Annotated in this window: 18 protein-coding genes and 1 pseudogene; 4 read left to right on the top strand and 15 right to left on the bottom strand. The window is 65.3% G+C overall.

Annotated features, from left to right (window positions below):
• Positions 1-20 precede the first annotated feature (20 nt).
• The 9 genes and pseudogenes from ACWMMN_RS07800 to ACWMMN_RS07760 form a co-directional block, all read right to left on the bottom strand.
• Positions 21-1016 (bottom strand): type II secretion system F family protein, encoded by a 996-nt coding sequence (locus ACWMMN_RS07800; protein WP_059234633.1) that lies wholly within the window; start codon positions 1014-1016, stop codon positions 21-23.
• 4 nt (positions 1017-1020) lie between these two features.
• On the bottom strand, positions 1021-2001 hold the full coding sequence (locus ACWMMN_RS07795) for a type II secretion system F family protein (RefSeq protein WP_342704185.1): 981 nt from the start codon (positions 1999-2001) through the stop codon (positions 1021-1023).
• On the bottom strand, positions 1994-3337 hold the full coding sequence (locus tag ACWMMN_RS07790; protein WP_059234636.1) for a TadA family conjugal transfer-associated ATPase: 1344 nt from the start codon (positions 3335-3337) through the stop codon (positions 1994-1996). Before ACWMMN_RS07790 ends, ACWMMN_RS07795 begins: the two co-directional genes overlap by 8 nt.
• A gap of 3 nt (positions 3338-3340) precedes the next feature.
• Positions 3341-4579: a fimbrial protein gene (locus ACWMMN_RS07785; RefSeq protein ID WP_486423186.1), complete on the bottom strand. Its 1239-nt coding sequence runs from the start codon at positions 4577-4579 to the stop codon at positions 3341-3343.
• A gap of 75 nt (positions 4580-4654) precedes the next feature.
• A complete protein-coding gene (locus tag ACWMMN_RS07780) occupies positions 4655-5986 on the bottom strand; it encodes a type II and III secretion system protein family protein (protein WP_059234640.1) in 1332 nt (443 codons plus the stop codon).
• Between the two features lie 53 nt (positions 5987-6039).
• The gene (cpaB, locus tag ACWMMN_RS07775; RefSeq protein WP_486423185.1) at positions 6040-6939 is read right to left on the bottom strand and encodes a Flp pilus assembly protein CpaB; all 900 of its coding nucleotides are present in this window, start codon (positions 6937-6939) and stop codon (positions 6040-6042) included.
• Between the two features lie 95 nt (positions 6940-7034).
• A pseudogene (locus ACWMMN_RS07770) lies at positions 7035-7527 on the bottom strand (TadE/TadG family type IV pilus assembly protein).
• A complete protein-coding gene (locus ACWMMN_RS07765; protein WP_486423184.1) occupies positions 7524-8018 on the bottom strand; it encodes an A24 family peptidase in 495 nt (164 codons plus the stop codon). The pseudogene ACWMMN_RS07770 and the gene ACWMMN_RS07765 overlap by 4 nt, the downstream one beginning before the upstream one ends.
• 86 nt (positions 8019-8104) lie before the next feature.
• Positions 8105-8275, bottom strand: a complete 171-nt coding sequence (locus tag ACWMMN_RS07760; protein WP_486423183.1) for a Flp family type IVb pilin — start codon at positions 8273-8275, stop codon at positions 8105-8107.
• A 677-nt stretch (positions 8276-8952) separates the two neighbouring features.
• On the opposite strand from ACWMMN_RS07760, the gene ACWMMN_RS07755 reads away from it, so the two are divergent.
• The 4 genes from ACWMMN_RS07755 (at position 8953) to ACWMMN_RS07740 (ending at position 14613) form a co-directional block, all read left to right on the top strand.
• On the top strand, positions 8953-10698 hold the full coding sequence (locus tag ACWMMN_RS07755) for a collagen-like triple helix repeat-containing protein (RefSeq protein WP_486423182.1): 1746 nt from the start codon (positions 8953-8955) through the stop codon (positions 10696-10698).
• 40 nt (positions 10699-10738) lie between these two features.
• On the top strand, positions 10739-12154 hold the full coding sequence (locus tag ACWMMN_RS07750; protein WP_059234653.1) for a collagen-like triple helix repeat-containing protein: 1416 nt from the start codon (positions 10739-10741) through the stop codon (positions 12152-12154).
• A 145-nt stretch (positions 12155-12299) separates the two neighbouring features.
• The gene (locus tag ACWMMN_RS07745) at positions 12300-13985 is read left to right on the top strand and encodes a ShlB/FhaC/HecB family hemolysin secretion/activation protein (protein WP_486423181.1); all 1686 of its coding nucleotides are present in this window, start codon (positions 12300-12302) and stop codon (positions 13983-13985) included.
• Positions 13986-14151: 166 nt separating this feature from the next.
• On the top strand, positions 14152-14613 hold the full coding sequence (locus ACWMMN_RS07740) for a DUF2147 domain-containing protein (protein ID WP_059234658.1): 462 nt from the start codon (positions 14152-14154) through the stop codon (positions 14611-14613).
• Positions 14614-14716: 103 nt separating this feature from the next.
• Here the strand turns inward: ACWMMN_RS07740 and ACWMMN_RS07735 are convergent, their stop codons facing one another.
• From ACWMMN_RS07735 to typA, 6 genes are all read right to left on the bottom strand, one after another.
• Positions 14717-15064, bottom strand: coding sequence for a transposase (locus ACWMMN_RS07735; RefSeq protein ID WP_486423180.1), 348 nt, complete (start codon positions 15062-15064; stop codon positions 14717-14719).
• A 207-nt stretch (positions 15065-15271) separates the two neighbouring features.
• Positions 15272-16369: a cell division protein ZapE gene (zapE, locus tag ACWMMN_RS07730; RefSeq protein ID WP_059234662.1), complete on the bottom strand. Its 1098-nt coding sequence runs from the start codon at positions 16367-16369 to the stop codon at positions 15272-15274.
• Between the two features lie 98 nt (positions 16370-16467).
• Positions 16468-17898 carry a dihydrolipoyl dehydrogenase gene (gene lpdA / locus ACWMMN_RS07725; protein WP_059234664.1) on the bottom strand — a complete coding sequence of 477 codons (1431 nt, stop codon included), beginning with the start codon at positions 17896-17898 and terminating at the stop codon, positions 16468-16470.
• Positions 17899-17979: 81 nt separating this feature from the next.
• Positions 17980-19254: a 2-oxoglutarate dehydrogenase complex dihydrolipoyllysine-residue succinyltransferase gene (gene odhB / locus ACWMMN_RS07720; protein WP_059234666.1), complete on the bottom strand. Its 1275-nt coding sequence runs from the start codon at positions 19252-19254 to the stop codon at positions 17980-17982.
• Between the two features lie 135 nt (positions 19255-19389).
• Positions 19390-22254, bottom strand: coding sequence for a 2-oxoglutarate dehydrogenase E1 component (locus ACWMMN_RS07715; RefSeq protein WP_059234668.1), 2865 nt, complete (start codon positions 22252-22254; stop codon positions 19390-19392).
• 318 nt (positions 22255-22572) lie between these two features.
• Positions 22573-24399, bottom strand: a complete 1827-nt coding sequence (gene typA / locus ACWMMN_RS07710; protein ID WP_059234670.1) for a translational GTPase TypA — start codon at positions 24397-24399, stop codon at positions 22573-22575.
• Between the last annotated feature and the right edge of the window lie 4 nt (positions 24400-24403).

The following is a 24403-nucleotide window of genomic DNA, read 5'->3' as shown; positions in this document are numbered from 1 at the left end:
CTCCTTCCCTTCATGCCGCATCAGCGCTGAATCGCAGCGAGCGCGGACAGCACGGTCATGATGCCGGGCCCCGCGGTCACGATCAGCAATGCCGGCAACAGCGTAATGATCATCACGCCGGTCATCTTCACCGTCAGGCGGCCGATCTGCTCGCGCAGCGTCGCACGACGCCCTTCGCGCAGACGGTCGCCGAACTGCTTCAGCGGCTCCTGTACCGCGCCGCCATGCTTGTCCACCTGAATCAGCAATCGCACGATCGCCCGCAGATCCTCGTTGTCGAAACTGTTCGTCAGGCGTTGCAGCGATTGCTCGCGCGTGCGTCCAGCCGCGAACTGCCGCTGCGCGACGCCGAGCTCCCACGACAGCACCGGCAGCATGGTCTGAAAATCGTGCGTGACGACCTGGATGCTCTGGTCGAGCGACAGGCCGACGCCCTGCAGCAGCCGCAACATGTCGACCAGCAGCGGCAACTCGGCCGCGATGCTCTGCCGGCGCGCGGTGGCGCGACGGCGCACGTAGATTTTCGGCAGCATGTAGCCGGTCACGAGCGAGACGGTGAGCCAGAGCGGCCAGCGCGTCCCGTGTCCGCGGCCGACCAGTATCAGCAAGGTGAGCGCCGGCAGCAGGATCGCGCAGACGATGCGCGCACTGACGAACAGCGCGCGCGCACGAACGTCGACGAAGCCGCACTGTTCGAGCAACTGGCGATCCTCGTCGGCGATCAGGTAGCGGCTGAAGCCGGTCTCGAGCCACCGCATCCCGGCGTCTTCGAAGCGTGCGCGCAACCCCGCGAAACGGGGGCGCGACACTGGCGGCGGCGCCTCGCGCACCGGCTCTGCGGCGCCGGCGCGCGCGGCGGCCGCTTCGATGGCCGCGGTCCGACGTTCGAGCGCGTTCACCAGCGCGCGCTCGGCACGCTGCACGAGCACGACGCGCACGATCGCGAGCGCGGCCAGCAGCAGCACGCCGACCGATCCGAGCACCAGCGCCAGTGCGCCTAAACGGTTTGCATCCATCGATTCACCTCAGCCGCGCGAGCCGGTACAGCCAGAAACCGCCCATCGCCTGCAGCGCGAACGCCAGATAGATCAGCTGACGCCCGGCATCGTCGTTCCACATCACCGTGAAATAGCGCGGGCTCGTGGCGATGACGAAGCTGCCGACCGCGATCGGCAACAGCGCCAGCACCCAGGCTGACAGCCGGGTCTCGGCCGACATCGCGGACAATTCGCGCTCCGCCTGCTCGAGATCGCGCATGAACGTCGACATCCGGTCGAGCATCACGTCCGCCCGCCCGCCGTAGCGGACCGACAGACGCAGCACCGCACCGACCAGTTCGAATTCGCGGATCCGGTACGTGTGCGCGATGTGCAGCATCGCGCGATCGATCTCGACGCCGGAGCGCAGCATCTGCGACACGTCGTCGAGGCAGCGGCGCAGCGGCATCTCGGCCGTCTGCAGCGCCGACTGGAACGCCGCGGGCACGCTGTTCCCGAGGGTCACGAGCCGCACGATCCCGTCGAGAAACGACGGCAACTGCCGGACGATCTTCAGGCGGCGCCGGCCGATGCGCGACGTGATCCACAGCACGACGAGCACCCCGCCCGCAACGATCGCAGCAACCGCGGCGAGCACCCCGCCGGCCACGCCGGCCCACAGCGCGAGCAGCGCAACGATCGCGACCGCCAGCACGAGGCCCGCGCGCACTTCGTCGAGGCCCGCGCGGTCGGACAACACGCTCCACGCTTCGAACACCGACGCACGCCAGCGCGCAAACCCTTGTGCCGGTTCCTGCGCATTCGCCGCACCGGCCGCCGTGGCACGCACGGTACGCGTGTCGCCCGCCGGGGCGGCGGTGCGCGCACCCTGTCCCACCTGGCTGTCGAAGAACCGTTGCGTATGCGCGCGCCCTTCCCGCACCTGGCTTCCGCGCCACAGCAGCAGCCCGGCCGCCGCGCAGATCAGCGCGAACATCAGCGCGAGCAAGGTGGCGCTAGACATTGAAGCCCCCGCCTCGCCCGAAGTTGCCGCCGAACCCGCCGCCGCTCGACACCAGCGTGTTGCGGAAACGTGCGAGCTTCGGCGAATGCGGATGAATGCCGAGCGATTCCCAGTGATCGATCTCGTCGCCCTCCGGCGTGACGCGCGCCTCGTAGCGATACAGTTCCTGCGTCGACACGATGTTGTCCGACATGCCGGTGACTTCGGTGATCGACAGGATCCGCCGGCGACCGTTGGACAGCCGGCCGATCTGGACGATGAAATCGATCGCATTGGCGATCTGCCGGCGCAGACTTGCTTCGGTACCCTGAAAACCGGCGAAGCCGGCCAGCATCTCGAGCCGGTACAGGCACTCGCGCGGCGAACTCGCGTGCACGGTGCCCATCGATCCGTCGTGACCGGTATTCATCGCCTGCAGCATTTCGAGCACTTCGCCGCCGCGCACTTCGCCGACGATGATCCGGTCCGGCCGCATCCGCAACGTGTTGCGCAGCAGGTCGCGAATCGACACGACGCCGCTGCCGTCAAACCCGCCGGGACGGCTCTCGAGCCGCACGACGTGCGGGTGATTCAGCGACAGTTCGGCCGTATCCTCGATCGTCACGACGCGTTCGGCCATCGGGATGTGGAACGCGAGCGCGTTCAGCAGCGACGTCTTGCCCGAGCTGGTGCCGCCCGACACGAGTACGTTGCAGCGCGCCTCGACCGCGGCCTCGAGCAGCCGGCCGATTTCCTCGTTGTAGGTACCGTTGCCCAGCAGGTCCTCGGGCTTCAGCGGATCCTTGCGGAACTTCCGGATCGACACGACGGGGCCGTCGATCGACAGCGGCTCGATCACGACGTTGACACGCCCGCCGTCGGGCAGCCGTGCGTCGACCATCGGATTCGATTCGTCGAGCCGCCGGCCGACCGGCGCGAGAATCCGTCGCACGATCCGCAGCAGGTGCGCGTTGTCGGTAAAGCGGATCGGCAGCTTCGACAGGATCCCGTGCCGCGACACGTAGATGTCGTTGTAGCCGTTGATCAGGATGTCCTCGACGTGCGGGTCCGCCAGCAGGTCCTCGATCGGCCCGAAGCCGGCCAACTCCTTCGTCAGCGCCTCGGCAACCGCACGCACCTCGCTCTCGTTGAGCGGGATCCGCCGCAGCCGCACGAAGCTGTCGATCTCGAGATCGACGAACTGGTTGATCGCCTGCCGCGACCAGCGGCCGAATTCGGCACCCAGCTCCTCGATCCGCGTGAGCAGATGCTCGTGTGCGGCATTCTTGATGTCGTGGAACTGTTGCGTTTGCGAGAACGGCGCTGCGCCGTCGGCAAATTGAATGTCGTGTGCCATCGCTTACGACCGCTTCGTAGAGGATTGAATGATTCGCCTGAGCGCCGAGAGGCCGCCGGCCGCACGCTGCGCCGCTCCCGGCGCCGGCGCGCCCGCGAGGCGCTCGACCAGCGGCCCGAGCGCGCGGACGTACGGATCGCGTTCCGCGACCTCGGCAATCAGCTTGCCCTGGTTCGCCGCATGCCCGATCGACACGCGCCGCGACGGCAGCGTCGCGACCAGCGACAGTTCCAGCCGTTCGGCGATCTGCGCGGGCAACAGCCCGAGCTCGGCGTCGAACTGGTTGACCACGAGCCGGATCCGTTCGGTCGCGGCGCCTGCCTCGCGCAGCCCGTCCAGCATCTCGACCGCCGATATGATCGATGCCACCCCCTGGTCGCACACGAGCCACGCTTCGTCCGCCAGGTTCACGACCTGCGCGATGAATTCGCGATTCGGGAAGCCGCCGAGGTCGACGATCTGGTGATCGAAGAACGCGCGCAGCCGGTTCAGCAACGCCGCGCACGACGCCGTCGCCACCTCGCGCAGCTCGGCGAGGTTCGGCGGCAGCGTCGTCAGTGCGACGCCGCTCGAATGGCGCGCGAGCGCGGTCGTCACGAACGTGCGGTCGATCCGGCGCAGGTTGCGCACGGCTTCGACGAAATGGAATTCGCAGCGCGTATTCAGGAACAACGCGCCGTCGCCGGCCGGCAACCCGAGATCGAGGAGCGCCGCCGTGTGCGCGGGATCGGCGGGCCGCCGCTGCATCAGCACCGACAGGTTCGCGGCGAGCGTGCTCACGCCCATCCCGGCGCGCGCGCCGAGCAACGCGGTGACCTTGCCGTGACGGTTCACCGGCTCGTCGACGTTGTCGAGCAACACGCGCGTGATCCGCAGCGCCTCGTCGGCCGGGGCGGAAAAATCGACGAAATCGCGCACCCCCGCGCGCAGCGCGGCAAGCGCGCCTTCCGGTTGCGCGAGCGAGCCCAGCGCGACCACCGGCACGCCCGGATGCGACACGCGCACCGCCGCGACCACCGTGCTCGCGGCCGTGCAGTCACTCGAAAAATCGATGAATACCAGTGCCGGGTTCAACACGCCGATACGCTGCGACAGCGCCGCGCCGTCGAGCGGCGCACCCTCGACCGCGCCGGCGGAAAGCAGCGACTGCGACAGCCAATGCACGTGCTCCGCAAGCGAGGATGCGCATACGAAGTGGTCGGTGACGGCGGGCTCAGCCAAAGAATAGGTTCTCGCATTCATCTTGGATACTCCCAATGAAGCAAGGCATCGCGTTGTGCGCGACGGCCTGCGCTGTCCCGTAACGATTCGGCGCGCTCATTTCGAGAACCCCGGTCCTGCATCCGGCGATGCCATGCCGCCCAGGTACGAACGCCACACCGGACCGTCGCGTTGCTCGGACAGCTCGCCCGGCGTTGCCGGCAGCGGCGCGCCCTGCGCGATCGGTGCGACGAGATGCGGCGTCACGATGATCACGAGTTCCTTGTCGTTTTGCTGGTAGCTCAGATTCTTGAAGAACGCGCCGATGATGGGCAGATCGCCCAGGAACGGCACCTTGTTGACGTTGGACGTGGTTTCACGGTCGATCAGGCCGCCGATCACGAAGCTTTCGCCGTCGCCGAGCTCGACCGTCGTGTCCGCGCGCCGCGTCGTCAGCGCAGGCACCTGGACGCTGTTGATCGTGATCGAATGCACGAAGTCGAGCTGGCTCGACTCGGGCGCGACCTTCAGCGCGATCCGCCGCGGGCTCAGCACGGTCGGCGTGACCGTGAGCCCGACGCCGTAGGGTTTCCACTCGATCGAGATCGTGCCGAGCGATTGCGGCACCGGCACCGGAATTTCCCCGCCCGCGAGGAAGTTCGCGCTCTGGCCGGACAACGCGACAAGCGTGGGCTGCGCGAGCACGCGGGCCAGATTGTTCGCCTCGAGAATCGACAGGTCTGCGAACAACCCGTGCGACACCGAATTGACGACGAGGTTGAACGCCGACGAAATCGGCACGCTCGTGTTGTAGGTGAGCGAACCGCCCGGCGTACCGGTAATCGATGTCAGCCCCGTCGGCGCGAATGCGCCGAACGAGAAGCCGTTGCTCTGCTTGAAGAAGTTGAGGCCCGCCTGCTTCAGCACCGAACGGCTGAATTCGACGACGCGCACGTCGACCTGCACGACGTTCTTGCCGGAGATCGTCGACGCATCGACGGTCGTCGCGTCCTTGCCGCCGACCGACTTCGCCGCATGAACCGCCCGCTGGTGCCCTTCGAGCGTCCCGGACGCGCCGCCGATCACCGTCGTGCCCCCGTACGTATTCACGCTCGGCGATCCGCTGTCGAGCAGCGCCCGCGCCGCGCCGCTCGTGACGTTCACGTTGTAGACGGTCGGTTCGTCGCGGCCGCGCTCCCAGATCATCACGTTCGTCGCGCCGGCGTTCTTCGCGATCAGCAGCACGCCGCCGCGCCCGCCCTTCACGACGAGCACGTCGGCGACCGACGGATCGCCGACCGCAACCCGTTGCAGCGTACGCCCCGTCGCAAGCTGCCGTTGTGCGCCGATCGCCAGGCTGATCGTCCCGCTCGTGTCGGCCGCGTCCGACAGCGGCGGCATCGCCAGCGCGCTCAATGCAATAGCCAATCCAATCAGTTTCTTTTTCATTGTTTTGGAGGCATCGGTCCGCCCCCCTTCTCTGGTTGTCGTCTTCGTCCCGCTCAATAGGCGACCGTTTCGGCCCGCCCACCCCGAATCACTTCGATGCCGCCGCCGCCCGGATGCCGCGTGACCACCCGCGGCGCCGCACGCGGTGCCGGGCTCGTCGCGCTCTTCGACAGATCGCCCAGCATCACGCCGGCGGCTGCAAGCGCCGACGGGGTCTTGTCGTCGCCGGCACGAACCGCGACGGTCTGCGCCGCGATATCGTCGTCGCGCGGGTTACGCAGCGCGAGCACGAGCCGGCCGCTCTGCTCGGCGAGCGTCAGCGCGTCAACCTGCGCGGTCGGCACGGCCAGCACCGCGGTCCGCATCCCGACCACCGAGCCGTTCGAGCTGTCCCGCTCGGTCGTGGCATCGCCGAACGACAGCACGCGAACCTTCGACATCAGCAGCCGTGCCTGCGTATTCGCGATCTCGGCCGTCGACGTTCCGCCGATCGCCACGCCGGTCCCGTCGCGCTTCAGGTTCAGGAACACGTCGACATAGTTGCCGGGCCGTACGCGGTTGCCGACCGCGTTGGTCTCGTCGACCTTGATCGCGACGGCGCGCTCTCCCGGGGCGATCTGCTCGGCAAGCCCGGACGACAATGCGCTGGCGACGACGGCCGCCTGCGCGGGAATGTCGGCTGCCGGAATGCGGCCGACCAGTTGCAGCGGATCGGCAAACGCCCCTTGCGGCGCGGCGGCCGACTGCTGCACCTTCAGCGCATCGGCCGGGATCGGCTGGCCGGCCTGCAACGGCCGTGTCGCCACGACGACCGGCACGCTTTGCGTCGCGACCGTCGCCCCAACCGGCGCGACGTCGGCCGGCTTGCGGCCGAGCATCCATGCATAGACGCCGAGCAGGACCGCGATCGCGATCAGCAAGCCGGCAATGATCTTGGTCAGGTTGTTGGCCATGGTGTTGTTATGTTTCCCCGCTACTCACGATTGAATTCTCCGCGCAACCTTGCCGGCCGGGCGCCCTCCACCCGGCACGACGCGATCGCTGCCGTTTATATGATGTTGACCGGGCTGATCTGCACCATCGCGGTTCCGGTGAGTGTCGACGGCACCGGCAACAGCGCACCGAGCAGCGGGAACGACGGGATCAGCGGGTTCTGCGAATATGGGTAGGTCAGCGTGATCTGCACGCACAGCATCGTCGCGTCGTACGAACAGCTGCCTTGCTGCGTCGGCGTGCACGTCGATCCTTTCAGCCACGTGGTCAGGTTCGTTGCGGCCGTGCAGGCGGCCTGGGCCCGCGCCGCAAGCGCGGCCTGCTGTGCCGCCTGCACCGATGCGGCCGCTCCGACCTGCTGATAGTTCAGCGCGGCGCGCGCCCTCCGTTGCCGCCAGCGTCAGGTTTTGCTGCGCGGCGAAGATCATCCCGTACGTGACGATCGCGTACAGGATCAGGAAGAACACCGGCAGCATCAGTGCAAATTCGATGGCCGTCGCGCCACGCTCGCGACGCCGCCAGCCCGACACGGGACGAACGGCCGTCATTGCATCCCCCCGGTGGCGATCCGGTACAGGCACCACAGTGCTGCCGGAATCACGAGAAACGCGGCATACGGCGATGCCCGGAAACCGGCGATCTCCATCGTCGGAGCATGCCGCTGCCACAACGCGGATACCGGCGTACGGGTAGCGAAGACCAGCGTACCGGCATGCGCGAATGCAAGCAGGCTCGCCACGATCCAGAGCCACAGCAGCGCATGCGGGCCGCACCACGCGCCCAATACCGCGAATACCTTGACATCTGCGGCGCCCATGACGCGCAGCACGAAAAACGGAAAAAGGCTGACAAAGCCGATCAGTACGCCAATGAGCGCCTGATTCACGGAAACGCCGAATGGATTATGTCCGGAGAGCAGAAATGCAGATACGAATCCACCGATCACCAGTGAATTCGGTATACGCCTATGACGGATGTCCTCGAGCGCGACAAGCACCGCCCACGCGAGGAAAACCCCGACGCCAGTTAGCAGGATCATTTACGCCCCGAGCGGCAAAACTTACCGCGCGGATTGCCGAAGCAATCCGCGCCCCTAACAACAGGGAGTGAGCAAAAGCCCGTTCGTTATGCCTTCGGCAGCTGGTTCGCGATGTAGGTAAACGCCCCCGAGATACCGCCCGTCAACGTGCCAACGGCAGTGACGAGGGCAACGGCGACCAGCCCGGCGATGAGTCCGTACTCGACTGCGGTAACCCCGTTTTCTTCTTTAAGGAAACGCTTGATGATTGCTTTCATTTTATTCCTCGTGCCTGTATTTACGTTTTTTGGCCTTTTATACGTATACGTCCCCGCATATCCGGCCCTTGCCCCGAGCCGTTCGCTACATCTGCTGTAACGACAGTCGGGTGCGCTTTCTTTATAGGTCGCCCCGAAGGGCATGGCTCACAATTTGATGCAAGTTAACATTCGCGATAGTGACCCTCCTCGAACGTTGTGTACCGAACCGTACATTTCCTTACATCTGCTCCGGATTCTATATCCGATCCTATTTAAGTTCCAACCTCTTTAGCGACTCTGTCGGAAAAAAAATCTTCAGGAGCACAACGTATTTGTACGGCGTTTCGGTACGACTTACACATAGGATTTACGATAGGTTAGATGTGCACGCCTAATCCACCAGTAAAACAATTGCCTCGTCCACCAAGCCTGCATGGGCCCCACGTTACGCCGCACGCGTAACGCCAATGTTGTGACGTTACGTTACGAAACGGCCGAAACCGTTCTCATTCGTCTGCACTTAAACAGATTCAACAATCTTTCAATTTCCATAACTTCCTTTTCCGACAAGGAATTGCCTCGTTTAAAACCTGTTGTCGAACCGTCGGGCATCGGAATGGCACGACTGTTGCAGAGTAGTCCTCGCACCACTCAACACAACGCAGTTCACAACACATCTTTAATGCGAGGACAAAATGGACATTAAGGTTATCCCTCATGGCGTGTTCCGGACGACTCTGATCGCGGCCACCGTTGCAGCCATGCTTTCCCTCTCCGCGTGCGGCGGTTCCGGCTCCATCAGCCAAGGTCTCGGCGGCGGCTCGAGCTCGGGCGGCGGCGATTCGATCTCCACGTCGGGCGGCAACTCGTCCGGCACGAGCGGTACCTCGGGGACGAGCGGCACGTCGGGCACCAGCGGCACGTCGGGTACGAGCGGTACCTCCGGCACCAGCGGCACCTCAGGCACGAGCGGTACCTCCGGCACCAGCGGTACCTCGGGCACGAGCGGTACGTCCGGCACCTCGGGTGTGTCGTCGAACCCAGTGGGAAATGTCCTCGCAAACAGCAGCAATATCGTCACGGGTGTCGGCAGCACCGTCTCGGGTCTCGGCTCCGTCATCGGCAGCCAGAGCCTGCCGGGCGTCAACCCGGCCACCACGCAAGCCGCCGGCGGCATCGTGCAGAACGTGGGCGGCGCCGTCACCGCGCTGGGCAACGGTCTCGGCAACGGTCTCGGCCAGCTTGGCGCAACGAAGGATCCGCTCGGCACCACGCTCGCCAGCACGGGCGGCGTGGTCAATCAGCTGGGCGGCGCAGTTACGCAAACGGGCAACCTGGTCACGAGCCTCGGCAGCGGCCCGCTGTCGCCGCTCGCCCCGGTCACGGGTGCCGTCGGCGGCCTCGTGTCGACGCTCGGCGGCGCCGTCGCGAACGGCGGCAACACGCTCACCAACGCACTGTCGACCGGCCCGATCCAGCAAGTCACGCAAACCGTCAGCTCGGCCATCACGCCGATCACGACGATGGTCGGCCAGACGACCCAGACGATCGGCTCGGCGACCGGCCTCGGCGCGCCGGTCAACACGCTGCTCGGCACGATCGGCAACGGTCTGAACCAGGCCGGCGCGCTGCTCGCATCGACGGGCGGCAACCCGGTCACCACGGGCCTCGGCAACACCGTCTCGTCGACGGGCAACACCGTGAAGGCCGTCGGCGGCCTGCTCACCGGTGGCACCGGCGGCGTGACCAACCCGCTCGCCCCGCTCACGGGCCTCGTCTCCACGGTCACGGGCGCACTCGGCGGCGCAACGGGTGGCGGCAGCGGCCCGCTCGCACCGGTCACCGGCCTCGTCTCGACCGTGACCGGCGCACTCGGCGGCGCGGCAGGCGGCAGCGGCGGCCCGCTTGCCCCGGTCACGGGCCTCGTCTCGACGGTTACCGGCGCACTCGGCGGTGCAGCAGGCGGCAGCGGCGGCCCGCTCGCCCCTGTCACGGGACTCGTCTCGACGGTCACCGGCGCACTCGGCGGCGCAGCAGGCGGCAGCGGCAGCCCGCTCGCCCCGGTCACGGGCCTCGTCTCGACGGTCACCGGTGCACTCGGCGGCGCGGCAGGCGGCAGCGGCGGCCCGCTCGCTCCGGTCACGGGCCTCGTCTCGACGGTCACCGGCGCACTCGGCGGCGCAACGGGCGGCACGAGCGGCGGTCCGCTCGCACCGGTCACGGGCCTCCTCGGCGCAGTCACGGGCGCACTCGGTGGCGCAGGCGGCGGCAGCCCGCTCGCCCCGGTGACGAACGCGGTATCCACGGTCACGAGCGCGGTCGGCGCACCCGCACTGAGCGGCGGCACGGGCGCCGTCACGAACGCGGGCTCGTCGTCGAATCCGCTCGCGCCTGTCACGTCGCTGATCGGCGGCCTGCTCGGCGGCACGCACGGCAAGTAATCCGGTATCCATTCATCGACAAGACAGCGAGGAGTCCATCATGTCCCAGCAACGTTCGATCACGACGGTCGCCCTGCGCCAGTGGCGCGTGCCCCTCACCGCCTTCGCCGCAGCCTGCCTGCTGGCCGCCTGCGGCGGTGGCGGCGTGAGCTCGCCGCCGGCCAGCAGCAACAACAACAATCCGAGCACGAGCGGTACGCCCAGCACGAGCGGCACCAGCGGCTCGCCGACCGGCACCAAGGGTGTCGTCAGCACGGTCGGCCAGACGGCCACCGACCTCGGCAGCACGGTCGGCAACATCAGCCTGCCCGGCCTCGGCGACGGCGTGACGAAGGGCGTCGGCAGCACGCTCTCCAGCACCGGCACGATCGTCGGCGCGGCGGCCGATGCCGTCAGCAACGGGCTGGGACAGATCGGCTCGACGAAGGATCCGGTCGGCACGACGGTTGCCGGTCTCGGCAACGTGGTCGGCGCGACGAGCAACACGGTGTCCGGCCTGAGCTCGACGGTCAAGGCGCTGGGTACGGGCCCGCTCGCACCGCTCGCACCGGTCACGACCCCGGTCGGCACCGTGCTCGATACGGTTGCCAACGGCCTGACGGCCGCCGGTACGACGATCGGTTCGACGCTGTCGTCCGGTGCCGTGCAGCAGGTCACGCAACCGATCAGCTCGGCGATCACGCCGCTCGTGATCACCGCCGGCCAGGTCACCCAGCAGGTCGGCACGACGACCGGCCTCGGCCAACCCGTCTCGGGCCTGCTCGGCCAGATCGGTGGCGCGATCAGCTCGGCCGGCAAGCAGGTCGGCGGCACGTCGAGCCAGCCGCTCGTCGGCGACGTCGGTCAGCTCGTGACCGCGGTCGGCAACACCGTGACCAACGCGGGTGGCCTCGTCAACCCGAACGGCCCGAACGGTGCCGCGCCGATCCCCGGCCTGATCACGAGCCTCGTCGGCGGCTCGACGGCGACCGTCCAGAACGGCACGTCGTCGGGTTCCGGCTCGACGAACCCGCTCGGCGGCCTGCTGTCGGGTCTCGGTTCCACGCCGCTCGGCTCGCTCACGGGCGCCCTCGGCGGTGCAACGGGCGGCTCGGGCAGCGGCCCGCTCGCACCCGTCACGGGCCTCGTCTCGACGGTCACGGGCGCACTGAGCGGCGCGGCAGGCGGCAACGGCGGCCCGCTCGCCCCCGTCACGAATCTCGTGTCGACGGTCACGGGCACGCTGGGTGGCGCAACGGGTGGCGCAGGCAGTGCAAACCCTCTCGCGCCGGTCACCGGATTGCTGAATACTGTCACCGGAGCAGTGGGCGGTGCATCCGGGGGCTCGAGCCCGCTCGCGCCGGTCACGTCGCTGGTCGGCAGCGTCACGGGTACCGCATCGTCGGGCGGCGGTTCGACGGGCCTGCTGGCACCGGTAACGGGGTTGCTGGGTACGCTGGGTAGCGTTGGCAAGTAAGGAGGACGGTCGCACTATCGCAGCCGGAGCGGATGGCGCGGCCGTACACACACAACCGGCATGGCGGCACGCGGCGCGCGACACCTGGGTGTCGCGCGCCGGCATTACAAAGAAGACACAAAAGCAAGGCCTACGAGGAAGAACAATGAAATCCAGACTCGACAGATGGATGATGCTGCTCGTCATCGCGGCGGCAGGCACGGCACAGGCACAAACGCGCGTCGGCGGTAACCCGCTCGACTCCCTTCCCCAGATCAACGCACCGAAGACAGGCCCGAACGTCACCGTACAGGTCGCACCGCAAGCGCCGCAGTTGCAGGAGCTGCTGTCGCGTCACCTGACGCCGAAGACGTTCCAGGTCGAAGGCGTGAAGTCGATTCCGTTCGAGGAAATCACGCGCCGCTTCACGCCCCTCGTCGGCAAGGACATCACGATCGGCGAACTGATCGAAACCGCCAACGACGTGACGAAGCTGTACCAGGAGCGCGGCTTCGCGCTGTCGTTCGCGTTCGTTCCCGCGCAGACGTTCGAGAACGGCGTCGTGCGCATCACGGTTGTCGAAGGCTACGTGTCGGATGTGAAGGTCACCGGCAAGCCCGGCGCGATGGAATCGAAGATTCGTGCGATTGCCGCGCATATCACGGCCGACCGCCCGCTGCGCCGCGCGACGTTCGAGCGCTACGTGAACACGTTCGGCCTGCTGCCCGGCCTCACGGTGAAGGCGAATGTCCCGCCGCCGCAAACCACCGACGGCGCCACGACGCTCGATCTTGCGGTCGACCGCAAGCCGTTCAACGTCAGCACCGGGATCGACTTCAACCACCCGGGCGTCCAGGGCCTCATCACCGCGACCGAAAACGGCCTCACGTCGTTCGGCGAGCAGTTGAGCATCTCCGCGCTCGCGCCGCCGGGACGCGACAAGCAGACCTACTTCGCGTTCAGCGGCGCGGTGCCCGTCGGCAGCAACGGCCTGATCACGCGCCTCGATGCAAGTACGTATCGCGGCAAGCCGACCAACAACCCGGGGTTGCCGTCATCTGTCGAGCGTACCGTGAAGAACGAGAAGCTCGGTCTTTCGGCATCCTACCCAATACTGCTGAACAACCAACGCAGCTTGCTCGGCACGGTATCGGGCTACGCAGCGCATAACGAAGACCGCTATCAAAGCCAGATCAACGGCAATACGCTCGACAACCGGTCTCAAGTCCGCGTGCTGCAACTGCAACTCGACTACACCAGTGTCGAACCGAAGCAGGTGCGAAAACTGAGCGTCAACGTGGCCAAGGCGTTCGACATCCTCGGTGCCTCGAAATCACAGACCGGCCTGGTTAACGGCGTGGGGGTCACGTATGCCGATCCGACTTCGCTGACCTTCGTCCGCACCGGCGCGACTGTCACGCAAACCAACGAATGGCCGTTCCGGATCGGCACGTCGGTTTCGCTGACCGGCCAATACAGCCCCGACTCGCTGCCGACGTCCGAACAGATCTCGTTCGGCTCGACGCGCTACGCGCTCGGCTATCAGCCTGGCGAAGCGTCGGGTGACTCTGGCTGGGGGATGTCGCTGGAGGTCAACCGCGGCTTCACGCCGGGCTGGACGTATCTGAAATCGATCACGCCGTACGTCGCGTACGACATGGCGCGCGTATACCTGCACTCGGGTACGCCGTCACCGAACCGCATGTCGTCGGTCGGCATCGGTGTGCGGTTTTCCGACAGCCGCTTCTACAGTCTCGACCTGAACGTCGCGAAGCCGATCGGCGATGCGCCGGTCGAAAGCGCATCGCGCAGCCCACGCATCAACGCCGCATTCTCGTATCAGCTCAACTGATCGGTCACCCGACAGCCCGCGCCACGCGGGCTGTTTCGATTAGAGTCCCCTCTATCAAACGTGGCGCGCGGTTTCACGTATTCTGGCGAAGCTCGCAACATGCCCGCCCCATGCAGACGGTCGTGCGGGCGAATCGAACACGACATGCAAAACAAGGAGGATGACAATGATTCAACTGACCCGCCCGTTGCGTGCAATCGCCATCGCCGGCGCCCTGCTCGCGTGCGCAGCCCCCACGTTCGCACAAGCCGACAATCCCATCGGCATGTGGCAGACGATCGACGACAACACCCACCAGCCGAAGGCACTCGTGCAGATCGCGGAAGACGGCGACGGCGCGCTGACGGGCAAGGTCGTCAAGGGCCTCGGCGCGAACGATACGCCCGATCGCCGCTGCACCGCCTGCACGGACGAGCGCAAGGATCAGCTCATCAAGGGCATGACGATCATCAAGGCGATGAAGAAGGAAGGCGACCACTGGGACGGCGGCAACATTCTCGACCCGGAAAACGGCAAGGTCTACAAGTGCAAGATGACGCTTGAAGACGGCGGCCAGAAGCTCGTGGTGCGCGGTTATATCGGCGTATCGCTGCTCGGCCGCTCGCAGACCTGGGTTCGCCAGCAATAACGCAGCACGCGCCGACTCGCGCGGCTCAATGAAAAAATCGGCCTGCGACGAAGTCGTCAGGCCGATTTTCTTTGGGTGCGGACGCAACGGAAACCGATCAGCATCACGCAGCATGCTTCAGCGAATCGGGCGGATAGTCGCCGGTGGACCGATACGCGGGTGCCGCGTTGCTACGCGCCTCTGCCGCCTTCGATTGCGCGTGCTTGCGCATCCGCGCGGACAATTCGTTGCACAGATTCATGCCGGCATCGCCATAAAGCGCACGCATCACATTCATCAGCGTGCCCGTCTCGTGCCAGACCTTGAAGCGGCGATGGCATGTCTGATACGACGGGTAACGGCGCGGTATGGCCGACCATGTTGCGCCGCTGTAGATCACCCAGAGCACGCCGTTCAGCACGCCCCGCGTATTGGCTAACGGACGGCCGCGCAACTCGGTGCGCGGCTGCATTTCGGGCAGAAGCGGCGCAACGCAGCGCCACTCGTGGTCGGTCAGATCGCGATACGGTGTCATGGACATCTCCAGCCTTAGTAACCATGACACAACGATATCGGCTCACCTCAACGATGAATATAAGACAAATCCGAAAATACCCCGAGATTGCGTGAATTTGACCGGAATTGACGTTTGAATCCCGTCAATTGCCAGAAAGCGCAATCAGGTCAGCGACGTATCGACGATGCGACGCGGCGTTTCGATATATTCCTTCGACTGCATCTCGACGATGCGCGACACCGTGCGCGCGAATTCGTTGGCCATCGGACCCTCGATGTACAACTGCTCCGCCGGCACCGCCGCGGACATCAGCAGCTTGACCTTGTGGTCGTACAGCACGTCGATGAGCCACGTGAAGCGGCGCGCCTCGGACGCCATCCGCGGCGACATCTGCGGCACCTCGGACAACACGATCGCGTGGAAACGGCTCGCCAGTTCGAGATAGTCGTTCTGCGAACGCGGGCCGCCGCACAGCGTTGCGAAGTCGAACCAGACCACGCCGTCCGCCTTGCGCAGCGCCTTCAGCTCGCGCTTCTCGATATGCAGGATCGGGCTTTCGTCCGGCACCGCGGCGAGCTTGCCGAACGCGTGACGCAGTTCGCGATCCGCATCCGCGCCGAGCGGCGTGTGATACATCTTCACCTGCGCGAGCGTGCGCTGGCGATAATCGACGCCCGCGTCGACGTTCAGCACGTCGAGCCGGTCCTTGATCAGCGCGATCGCCGGCAGCATGCGGTCGCGATGCAGGCCGTCCGGGTACAGGTCGTCGGGATCGTAGTTGGACGTCATCACGAACTGCACGCCGTTGTTGAACAGGCGGTCGAGCAGACGGTACAGGATCATCGCGTCCGCAATGTCCGACACGTGGAATTCGTCGAAGCAGATCAGGCGGTAGCGCTTCGCGATGCGCCGCGCGAGTTCGTCGAGCGGATCGGCCTGCCCTTTCAGTTCCTCGAGTTCGCGGTGCACTTCACGCATGAACTCGTGGAAATGCAGGCGCGTCTTGCGCTGCACGGGCACCACCGCGTAGAAGCTGTCCATCAGGAAGCTCTTGCCGCGGCCGACCCCGCCCCACATGTACACGCCGCGCGGGAGATCCGGATGATTGATGAGCTTCTTGAACGCGTTCGAGCGGCGCGCCTTGTATTCGACCCATTCGTCGAAACAGCGCTGCAGGCGATCGACGGCCGCACGCTGAGCGGGATCGGATTGATAGCCGCGCGTGGTCAGTTCGCGCGCGTAGTATTCGGTGACGTTCATCGGGCAAACCAGAAAGAACGAAGGCGAGCGGGAAACCCCGCCCGCCTTCGTCATGAGACGGCTGCGCCGGCCGATGGCCGGCAGGCGCTAGTCCGTGCTCAGCTGTTCAGCGAGCGCTTGTCGACGGCGAGCGCCGCTTCGCGCATCACTTCCGACATCGACGGGTGCGGATGGCAGATGCGGGCGATGTCTTCCGACGCCGCCTTGAATTCCATCGCCACCACGGCTTCCGCGATCAGGTCCGACGCGTTCGCGGCGATCACGTGCACGCCGAGCAGTTCGTCGGTCTTCGCATCGGCGATCATCTTCACGAAGCCGTCCGGTGCGTTCATGCCGAGCGCGCGGCCGTTGATCGAGAACGGGAACTTGCCCGTCTTGATCTCGCGGCCTTCCGCCTTCAGCTGCTGCTCCGTCTTGCCGACCCATGCGATTTCCGGGTACGTGTAGATCACCCACGGAATGCAGTTGTAGTCGATGTGCGGCTTCTGGCCGTCGATCACTTCCGCGACCAGCACGCCTTCGTCTTCCGCCTTGTGCGCGAGCATCGGGCCACGCACCACGTCGCCGATCGCGTACACGTTCGGCACCGCCGTACGGCAGTGGTCGTCGACGTCGATGAAGCCGCGCTCGTTCGCCTTCAGGCCGATTGCCTCGAGACCGAGGTTGTCGGTGTTCGGCACGCGGCCGACCGACACGATCAGGCGGTCGGCGTCGAGCGTCTGCGCGTTGCCGTCCTTGTCCGTGTAGGCGATCGACACACCGTTCGCGGTCGCCTTCACTTCGCCGATCTTCACGCCGAGATTGATGTCGAGGCCCTGCTTCTTGAACAGCTTGGCCGCTTCCTTCGCGAGCGCTTCGTCCGCTGCGCCGAGGAATGCCGGCAGCGCCTCGAGCACCGTCACTTCGGCACCGAGACGGCGCCACACCGAGCCGAGCTCGAGGCCGATCACGCCTGCGCCGATCACGGCGAGCTTCTTCGGCACCGAGTCGAACGTCAGCGCACCTTCGTTGTCCGACACGATCTTGTTGTCGACCGGGACGCCCGGCAGGTGACGCGCCTTCGAACCCGTCGCGATGATCACGTTCTTCGCGGTGACGACTTCGGTTTCACCTTCGCCGCTCACTTCGATCTGCACGCCGGCATCGGTCTTGCCGGTGAACTTGCCATGGCCCTTCAGCCAGGTGATCTTGTTCTTCTTGAACAGGAACTCGATCCCGCTCGTCATCTTCTCGACGATCGCATCCTTGCGGCCGAGCATCTTCGCGACGTCGATCTTCACGCCGTCGACCGTGATGCCGTGGTCGGCCAGGTGATGCGACGTGTTCTCGAACTCTTCCGACGATGCGAGCAGCGCCTTCGACGGAATGCAGCCGACGTTCAGGCACGTGCCGCCGAGCTTCAGCGCGCCGGCCGGGTTCTTCCACTTCTCGATACAGGCAACGGTCTTGCCGAGCTGCGCGGCGCGGATCGCGGCGATGTAGCCGCCGGGGCCGGCACCGATCACGACGACGTCAAATTCCTTGGACATGACAATCCTTTCTACTTGTACGTCCGCAGGTTCGCGCGCGTGCGCGAACCTGCGGAACGGGTCAATGCAGTGAGACTCGGCTTACAGGTCGAGCAGCAGACGTGCCGGATCTTCCAGCGCATCCTTCATCGCGACGAGCGACAGCACGGCTTCGCGGCCGTCGATGATGCGGTGGTCGTACGACAGCGCGAGGTAGTTGATCGGGCGGATCACGATCTGGCCGTTCTCGACAACCGGGCGCTCCTTCGTCGCGTGCACGCCGAGGATGGCCGACTGCGGCGGGTTGATGATCGGGGTCGACAGCATCGAGCCGAACACGCCGCCGTTCGAGATCGAGAACGTACCGCCCGTCATTTCCTCGATCGACAGCTTCCCGTCCTTCGCCTTCTGGCCGAATTCGGCGATCTTCTTTTCGATCTCGGCGAGGCTCAGCTGATCCGCGTTGCGCAGGATCGGCACGACGAGGCCACGCGGCGAGCCGACAGCGATACCGATGTCGAAGTAGCCGTGGTAGACGATGTCGTTACCGTCGATCGACGCGTTCACGAGCGGGAACTTCTTCAGCGCGTGCACGGCCGCCTTCACGAAGAACGACATGAAGCCGAGCTTCACGCCGTGTTCCTTCTCGAACTTGTCCTTGTACTTCGAGCGCAGGTCCATGACCGGCTGCATGTTGACTTCGTTGAACGTCGTCAGGATCGCGTTGGTCTGCTGCGATTCGAGCAGACGCTCGGCGATACGCGCACGCAGACGCGACATCGGCACGCGCTGTTCCGGACGGTCGTTCAGCCAGGTCGTTGCCGACGCGGGCACCTTCACTTCCGGCAGCGACGGCTTCGCGGCAGCGGCCTTGGCCGGTGCGGCGGCCGGAGCGGCCTTCGGTGCGCTGCCGGCGGACAGTGCGTCGCCCTTCGTGACGCGGCCGTCGCGGCCCGAACCTGCGACGTCGCCCGCCGACAGGCCCTTCTCGGCCAGCAGCTTCGAGGCAGCCGGCGATGCGGTTGCCGACGATGCCGTTGCGGCGGCCGGCTGTGCGGCCGGTGCGGCGGCAGCAGGCGCTGCGGCCGGCTTGACTTCGGCGGCGCCAGCCGCTGCTTCGGCAGCACCTGCCTTCGCTTCGGTGTCGATCGTCGCGATCAGCTGATCGGCAACCACGGTGTCACCGTCGTTCTGCAGCACTTGCGCGAGCACGCCCGCTGCCGGTGCCGGCACTTCGAGCACGACCTTGTCGGTCTCGAGTTCGATCAGGATTTCGTCCTGCGCGACTGCTTCGCCCGGCTTCTTCTTCCACTGCAGCATGGTCGCTTCCGAAACCGACTCCGAAAGCTGGGGGACTTTGACTTCTACGATAGCCATGTGATTTTCCTGGATGCTTAATCTGGGTAATGACGAGGTTCGTGCGATTCCTTCGGCCGGTGCGGCGCGCCACGCGCCCGGCAGGCCAAAAGAGACGGGAAAGCGCCGCGCGCCTTCCCGTTTCGCTTCCGTCGGTTATTTCGCGATCGATCCGCTCTTCAGGCGGCCGAAAGCACCTTCGATCAGGGCCTTCTGCTGCTCGTAGTGCTTCGCGTAGTAGCCAACCGCCGGCGAGGCCGAAGCCGGACGGCCGCTGTATGCCAGCTTCTGCCCTTCCTTCATGCCTTCCTTCAGATGGTGCTCGACGTAGAACCAGGGGCCCTGGTTCTGCGGCTCGTCCTGCACCCAGACCACTTCAGTCGCGTTCTCGTACTTCTTCATTTCGGCTTCGAACTGCTTGTGCGCGAACGGATACAGCTGCTCGATACGAATGATCGCGACGTCGTTCGCCTTCGCTTCGCGGCGATGCGCGACGAGGTCGTAATACACGCGGCCCGAGCACGCCAGCACGCGCTTGACCTTCTTCGCGTCGATGCCGCCGTCGGTTTCGCCCAGCACCGGCTGGAACGAACCCTTCGCCAGTTCCGACAGGTCCGACACCGCTTCCTTGTGACGCAGCAACGACTTCGGCGTTGCGACGATCAGCGGCTTGCGGAACAGGCGGATCATCTGGCGGCGCAGCAGGTGGAAAATCTGCGCCGGCGTCGTCGGCTGAACGACCTGCATGTTGTGATCTGCACACAGCTGCAGGAAACGCTCGATACGCGTCGACGAGTGTTCCGGACCTTGCCCTTCATAGCCGTGCGGCAGCAGCATCGTGAGACCCGACACGCGGCCCCACTTCACTTCGCCCGACGAGATGAACTGGTCGATCACGACCTGCGCGCCGTTGACGAAGTCGCCGAACTGCGCTTCCCACAGCACGAGCGTGTTCGGCTCGGCGGTCGAGTAACCGTATTCGAAGCCCAGCACCGCCTCTTCCGACAGCACCGAGTCGATCACCGTGAACTTCGCCTGGCCTTCAGCGATGTTCTGCAGCGGCACGTACGTACCGTCGTTCCAGCGCTCGCGGTTCTGGTCGTGCAGCACCGCGTGACGGTGCGTGAACGTGCCGCGGCCCGAGTCCTGGCCCGTCAGGCGCACCGAGTAGCCCGATGCGACGAGCGACGCGAATGCGAGGTGTTCGCCCATGCCCCAGTCGAGCGGCTGGTCGCCGCGCGCCATGTTGCGGCGGTCGTTGATCACGCGCTCGACGAGCGGGTGAACCTTGAAGTTTTCCGGGACCGTCGTGATGCGTTCGCCGAGGCGCTTCAGTTCGGCGAGCGGCACGGCCGTATCGGCTGCATCCGTCCACTTGCGGTTCAGGAACGGAACCCAGTCGACTGCGTACTTGCTCTTGTAGTTCGACAGGACCGGGTCGACCGTGTGGTGACCGTCGTCCATTGCCTTGCGGTACGCCTTCACGTAGTTGTCGGCGTCTTCCGCGGTGATCACGCCCTGCTGCACGAGCTTCTCGGCGTACAGCGCACGGGTGCCCGGGTGCTGTGCGATCTTCTTGTACATCAGCGGCTGCGTGACAGCCGGCGTGTCCTGCTCGTTGTGACCCAGCTTGCGGAAGCAGACGATGTCGATCACGACATCCTTGTGGAACTGCATCCGGTAGTCGATCGCGATCTGGATCGCGAGCACGACAGCTTCCGGATCGTCACCGTTCACGTGCAGCACCGGCGCTTCGATCATCTTGACCACGTCGGTACAGTACAGCGTCGAGCGCGCATCGCGCGGGTCCGACGTCGTGAAGCCGATCTGGTTGTTGATGACGATGTGCAGCGTGCCGTGCGTGCCGTAACCGCGCGTCTGCGCGAGGTTCAGCGTTTCCATCACGACGCCCTGGCCAGCGAAGGCCGCGTCGCCGTGGATCTGCACCGGCAGCACCTGCAGGCCGTCTTCGTCGCCGCGACGGTCCATCCGCGCCTTCGCCGAACCTTCGACCACCGGGTTCACGATTTCGAGGTGCGACGGGTTGAACGCGAGCGACAGGTGGACCGGGCCGCCTTCCGTCGACACGTCCGACGAGAAGCCCTTGTGGTACTTCACGTCACCGGCCGGCAGGTCGTCGACGTGCTTGCCTTCGAATTCGGCGAACAGGTCGGCCGGCATCTTGCCCAGCGTGTTGACCAGCACGTTCAGACGGCCGCGGTGGGCCATGCCGATGATGATTTCCTGCACGCCGCTCTTGCCCGCGTGCTGGACGACTTCGTCCATCGCCGCGATGAAGCTTTCGCCGCCTTCGAGCGAGAAGCGCTTCTGGCCGACGTACTTGGTGTGCAGGTAGCGTTCGAGACCTTCCGACGCCGTCAGGCGATTCAGGATGTGCTTCTTCTTGTCGGACGAGAATGCCGGCGTCGCACGGGTCGACTCCAGGCGCTCCTGCCACCAGCGCTTCTGCTCCGGATCGCTGATGTACATGTACTCGGCGCCGATCGTGCCGCAATACGTGTCGCGCAGACCCTTGACGATGTCACGCAGCGAAGCCTGGTCGAAACCGAAGTACAGGTTGCTTGCGCTGTACGTCTGGTCGAGGTCGCCTTCGGAGAAGTCGTAGAACGCGGGTTCGAGTTCGGGAATGGCGGGACGTTCGCGACGCTTCAGGGGGTCGAGATTGGCCCATTGCGAGCCGAGGAAGCGATAGGCGCTGATGAGCGACTGAACATGGACCTGCTTGCGCGCGGTCGCGAGGTTGCTCGTGCTTTCACGCGGGATGAAGGCATTGGCCTTCGCACGCTCGGCGAACGATTCGACGATCGGGAAATGAGCGACGTCATTGGCACTCGAGCCGTCCGTTGCAGGCACATTCTGCAGCGCGTCGAAATACTCTCGCCAATTCTCCGGCACCGACGCCGGATTGTTGAGGTATGCATCGTACAGTTCTTCAACGTACGAAGCATTGCCGCCGAACAGATAGGAGTTCAGCTGAAACTGCTTCATTACATCTGACATTTTACGCTCACCTTTCTTCGAGCTTCTCGAGAAATAGCGGGTTACTCAACCTTCCGCGACACGGCCTGACCGTTTAGCGGATTGCGAATCAAGTCTTGCTTGGAAGGACCTAAAACTTGCGTGCGCGCAGCATATCACAGAACCGATACCGGAGTTCACGGCGAAATGTGCCTGAAAGCACCGCGCGACGGGGTTTTGCCGGATTGCCACGACCTGCGGGAACAGTGTTTTGCAGGTCATCCGGTTGCACATCGCGCAGGTGCAAAAAAGGCTGCCCGAAGGCAGCCTTTTCCGTGATGCAGCGAACGGTCGAAATGCTTAGTCGACCGCGCCTTCGCGGCTCGCGCGGCGACGCTCGTGCTCCTTCAGGAAGCGCTTGCGCAGGCGGATCGACTGCGGCGTCACTTCGACGAGCTCGTCGTCGTCGATGAATTCGACCGCGTATTCCAGCGACATCTGGACCGGCGGCACGAGACGCACGGCTTCGTCGGTACCCGAAGCACGCACGTTGGTCAGCTGCTTGCCCTTGATCGGGTTCACGACGAGGTCGTTGTCGCGGCTGTGGATGCCGATGATCATGCCCTCGTACAGCGCATCGCCCGGCTTCACGAACATGCGGCCGCGATCCTGCAGCTTCCACAGGGCGTAGGCCACCGCTGCGCCGTCGTCCTGCGAGATCAGCACGCCGTTGCGGCGCTCGAAGACCGAACCGTCCTTGACCGGTGCGTACGAATCGAAGATGTGGCTCATCAGGCCCGTGCCGCGCGTGAGCGTCAGGAATTCGCTCTGGAAGCCGATCAGGCCACGTGCCGAGATCTTATATTCCAGACGCGTACGACCACGGCCGTCCGACGCCATGTCGAGCATTTCGCCCTTGCGGCGACCCAGCTCTTCCATCACGCCGCCCTGGTGTTCGTCTTCGAGGTCGACGGTCAGCAGCTCGAACGGCTCGTGACGCACGCCGTCGATTTCCTGCATCACGACGCGCGGACGCGACACGGCCAGCTCGTAGCCTTCGCGACGCATGTTCTCGACGAGAATCGTCAGGTGCAGCTCGCCGCGACCCGACACTTCGAACACCGTTTCGTCGCCCGTATCCTTCACGCGCAGCGCGACGTTGTGGTTCAGCTCCTTCATCAGGCGGTCGCGGATCTGGCGGCTCGTCACGAACTTGCCTTCGCGGCCCGCGAGCGGCGACGAGTTGACGAGGAAGTTCATCGTCAGCGTCGGTTCGTCGACGGTGATCATCGGCAGCGCTTCCGGCGTGTCGATCGCGCAGATCGTCGCGCCGATGCCGACGTCTTCAATACCGTTGATCAGCACGATGTCGCCCGCTTCGGCCGACTCGACCTGCACGCGCTCGAGGCCCTTGAACGACAGCACCTGGTTGATCTTGCGGTTCAGCACGTCGCCTTCCGGGCCGAAGCGCATCACGACCGGCTGGCCCGGCTTGATGCGGCCGCGCGTGATACGGCCGACGCCGATCCGGCCGACGTACGTCGAATAGTCGAGCGACGTGATCTGGAGCTGCAGCGGCGCTTCCGGATCGGCCGGGCGAACCGGCACGTGCTCGAGGATCGCCTCGAACAGCGGGCGCATGTCGCCATCGCGCGCAGCCGGGTCGAGCGACGCATAGCCGTTCAGGCCCGACGCGTAGACGATCGGGAAGTCGAGCTGCTCTTCGGTCGCACCGAGCTTGTCGAACAGGTCGAACGTCTGGTTGATCACCCAGTCGATACGCGCGCCCGGGCGGTCGATCTTGTTGACGACGACGATCGGCTTCAGGCCGAGCGCCAGCGCCTTCTTCGTGACGAAGCGCGTCTGCGGCATCGGGCCTTCGACCGCGTCGACCAGCAGCAGCACCGAGTCGACCATCGACAGCACGCGCTCGACTTCACCGCCGAAGTCCGCGTGCCCCGGGGTGTCGACGATGTTGACGTGCGTGCCTTCGTATTCGACCGCGCAGTTCTTCGCGAGAATCGTGATCCCGCGTTCCTTTTCGATGTCGTTCGAGTCCATCACACGCTCGGCGACTTGCTGGTTGTCGCGGAAGGTGCCGGACTGGCGAAGCAGTTGGTCGACGAGCGTCGTCTTGCCGTGGTCGACGTGAGCGATGATGGCGATATTGCGAAGGGCGCGGGTCATAGAA

The sequence above is a fragment of the Burkholderia cepacia complex sp. TUM26381 genome (genome assembly GCF_057439935.1).
The sequence above is the reverse complement of the archived record's forward strand: the minus strand, read 5'-3'. Positions and strand labels throughout refer to the sequence as shown.

Excerpts from the sequence above, each read along its gene's own strand:
- ACWMMN_RS07745 (WP_486423181.1), top strand. The coding sequence starts at position 12,300 with ATGAAATCCAGACTCGACAGATGGATGATGCTGCTCGTCATCGCGGCG.
- ACWMMN_RS07755 (WP_486423182.1), top strand. The coding sequence starts at position 8,953 with ATGGACATTAAGGTTATCCCTCATGGCGTGTTCCGGACGACTCTGATC.
- ACWMMN_RS07760 (WP_486423183.1), bottom strand. The coding sequence starts at position 8,275 with ATGAAAGCAATCATCAAGCGTTTCCTTAAAGAAGAAAACGGGGTTACC.
- lpdA (WP_059234664.1), bottom strand. The coding sequence starts at position 17,898 with ATGTCCAAGGAATTTGACGTCGTCGTGATCGGTGCCGGCCCCGGCGGC.
- ACWMMN_RS07800 (WP_059234633.1), bottom strand. The coding sequence starts at position 1,016 with ATGGATGCAAACCGTTTAGGCGCACTGGCGCTGGTGCTCGGATCGGTC.
- ACWMMN_RS07780 (WP_059234640.1), bottom strand. The coding sequence starts at position 5,986 with ATGAAAAAGAAACTGATTGGATTGGCTATTGCATTGAGCGCGCTGGCG.
- odhB (WP_059234666.1), bottom strand. The coding sequence starts at position 19,254 with ATGGCTATCGTAGAAGTCAAAGTCCCCCAGCTTTCGGAGTCGGTTTCG.
- ACWMMN_RS07735 (WP_486423180.1), bottom strand. The coding sequence starts at position 15,064 with ATGCAGCCGCGCACCGAGTTGCGCGGCCGTCCGTTAGCCAATACGCGG.
- ACWMMN_RS07765 (WP_486423184.1), bottom strand. The coding sequence starts at position 8,018 with ATGATCCTGCTAACTGGCGTCGGGGTTTTCCTCGCGTGGGCGGTGCTT.
- ACWMMN_RS07715 (WP_059234668.1), bottom strand. The coding sequence starts at position 22,254 with ATGTCAGATGTAATGAAGCAGTTTCAGCTGAACTCCTATCTGTTCGGC.
- ACWMMN_RS07740 (WP_059234658.1), top strand. The coding sequence starts at position 14,152 with ATGATTCAACTGACCCGCCCGTTGCGTGCAATCGCCATCGCCGGCGCC.
- ACWMMN_RS07795 (WP_342704185.1), bottom strand. The coding sequence starts at position 2,001 with ATGTCTAGCGCCACCTTGCTCGCGCTGATGTTCGCGCTGATCTGCGCG.
- ACWMMN_RS07750 (WP_059234653.1), top strand. The coding sequence starts at position 10,739 with ATGTCCCAGCAACGTTCGATCACGACGGTCGCCCTGCGCCAGTGGCGC.
- zapE (WP_059234662.1), bottom strand. The coding sequence starts at position 16,369 with ATGAACGTCACCGAATACTACGCGCGCGAACTGACCACGCGCGGCTAT.
- ACWMMN_RS07785 (WP_486423186.1), bottom strand. The coding sequence starts at position 4,579 with ATGAATGCGAGAACCTATTCTTTGGCTGAGCCCGCCGTCACCGACCAC.
- cpaB (WP_486423185.1), bottom strand. The coding sequence starts at position 6,939 with ATGGCCAACAACCTGACCAAGATCATTGCCGGCTTGCTGATCGCGATC.
- typA (WP_059234670.1), bottom strand. The coding sequence starts at position 24,399 with ATGACCCGCGCCCTTCGCAATATCGCCATCATCGCTCACGTCGACCAC.
- ACWMMN_RS07790 (WP_059234636.1), bottom strand. The coding sequence starts at position 3,337 with ATGGCACACGACATTCAATTTGCCGACGGCGCAGCGCCGTTCTCGCAA.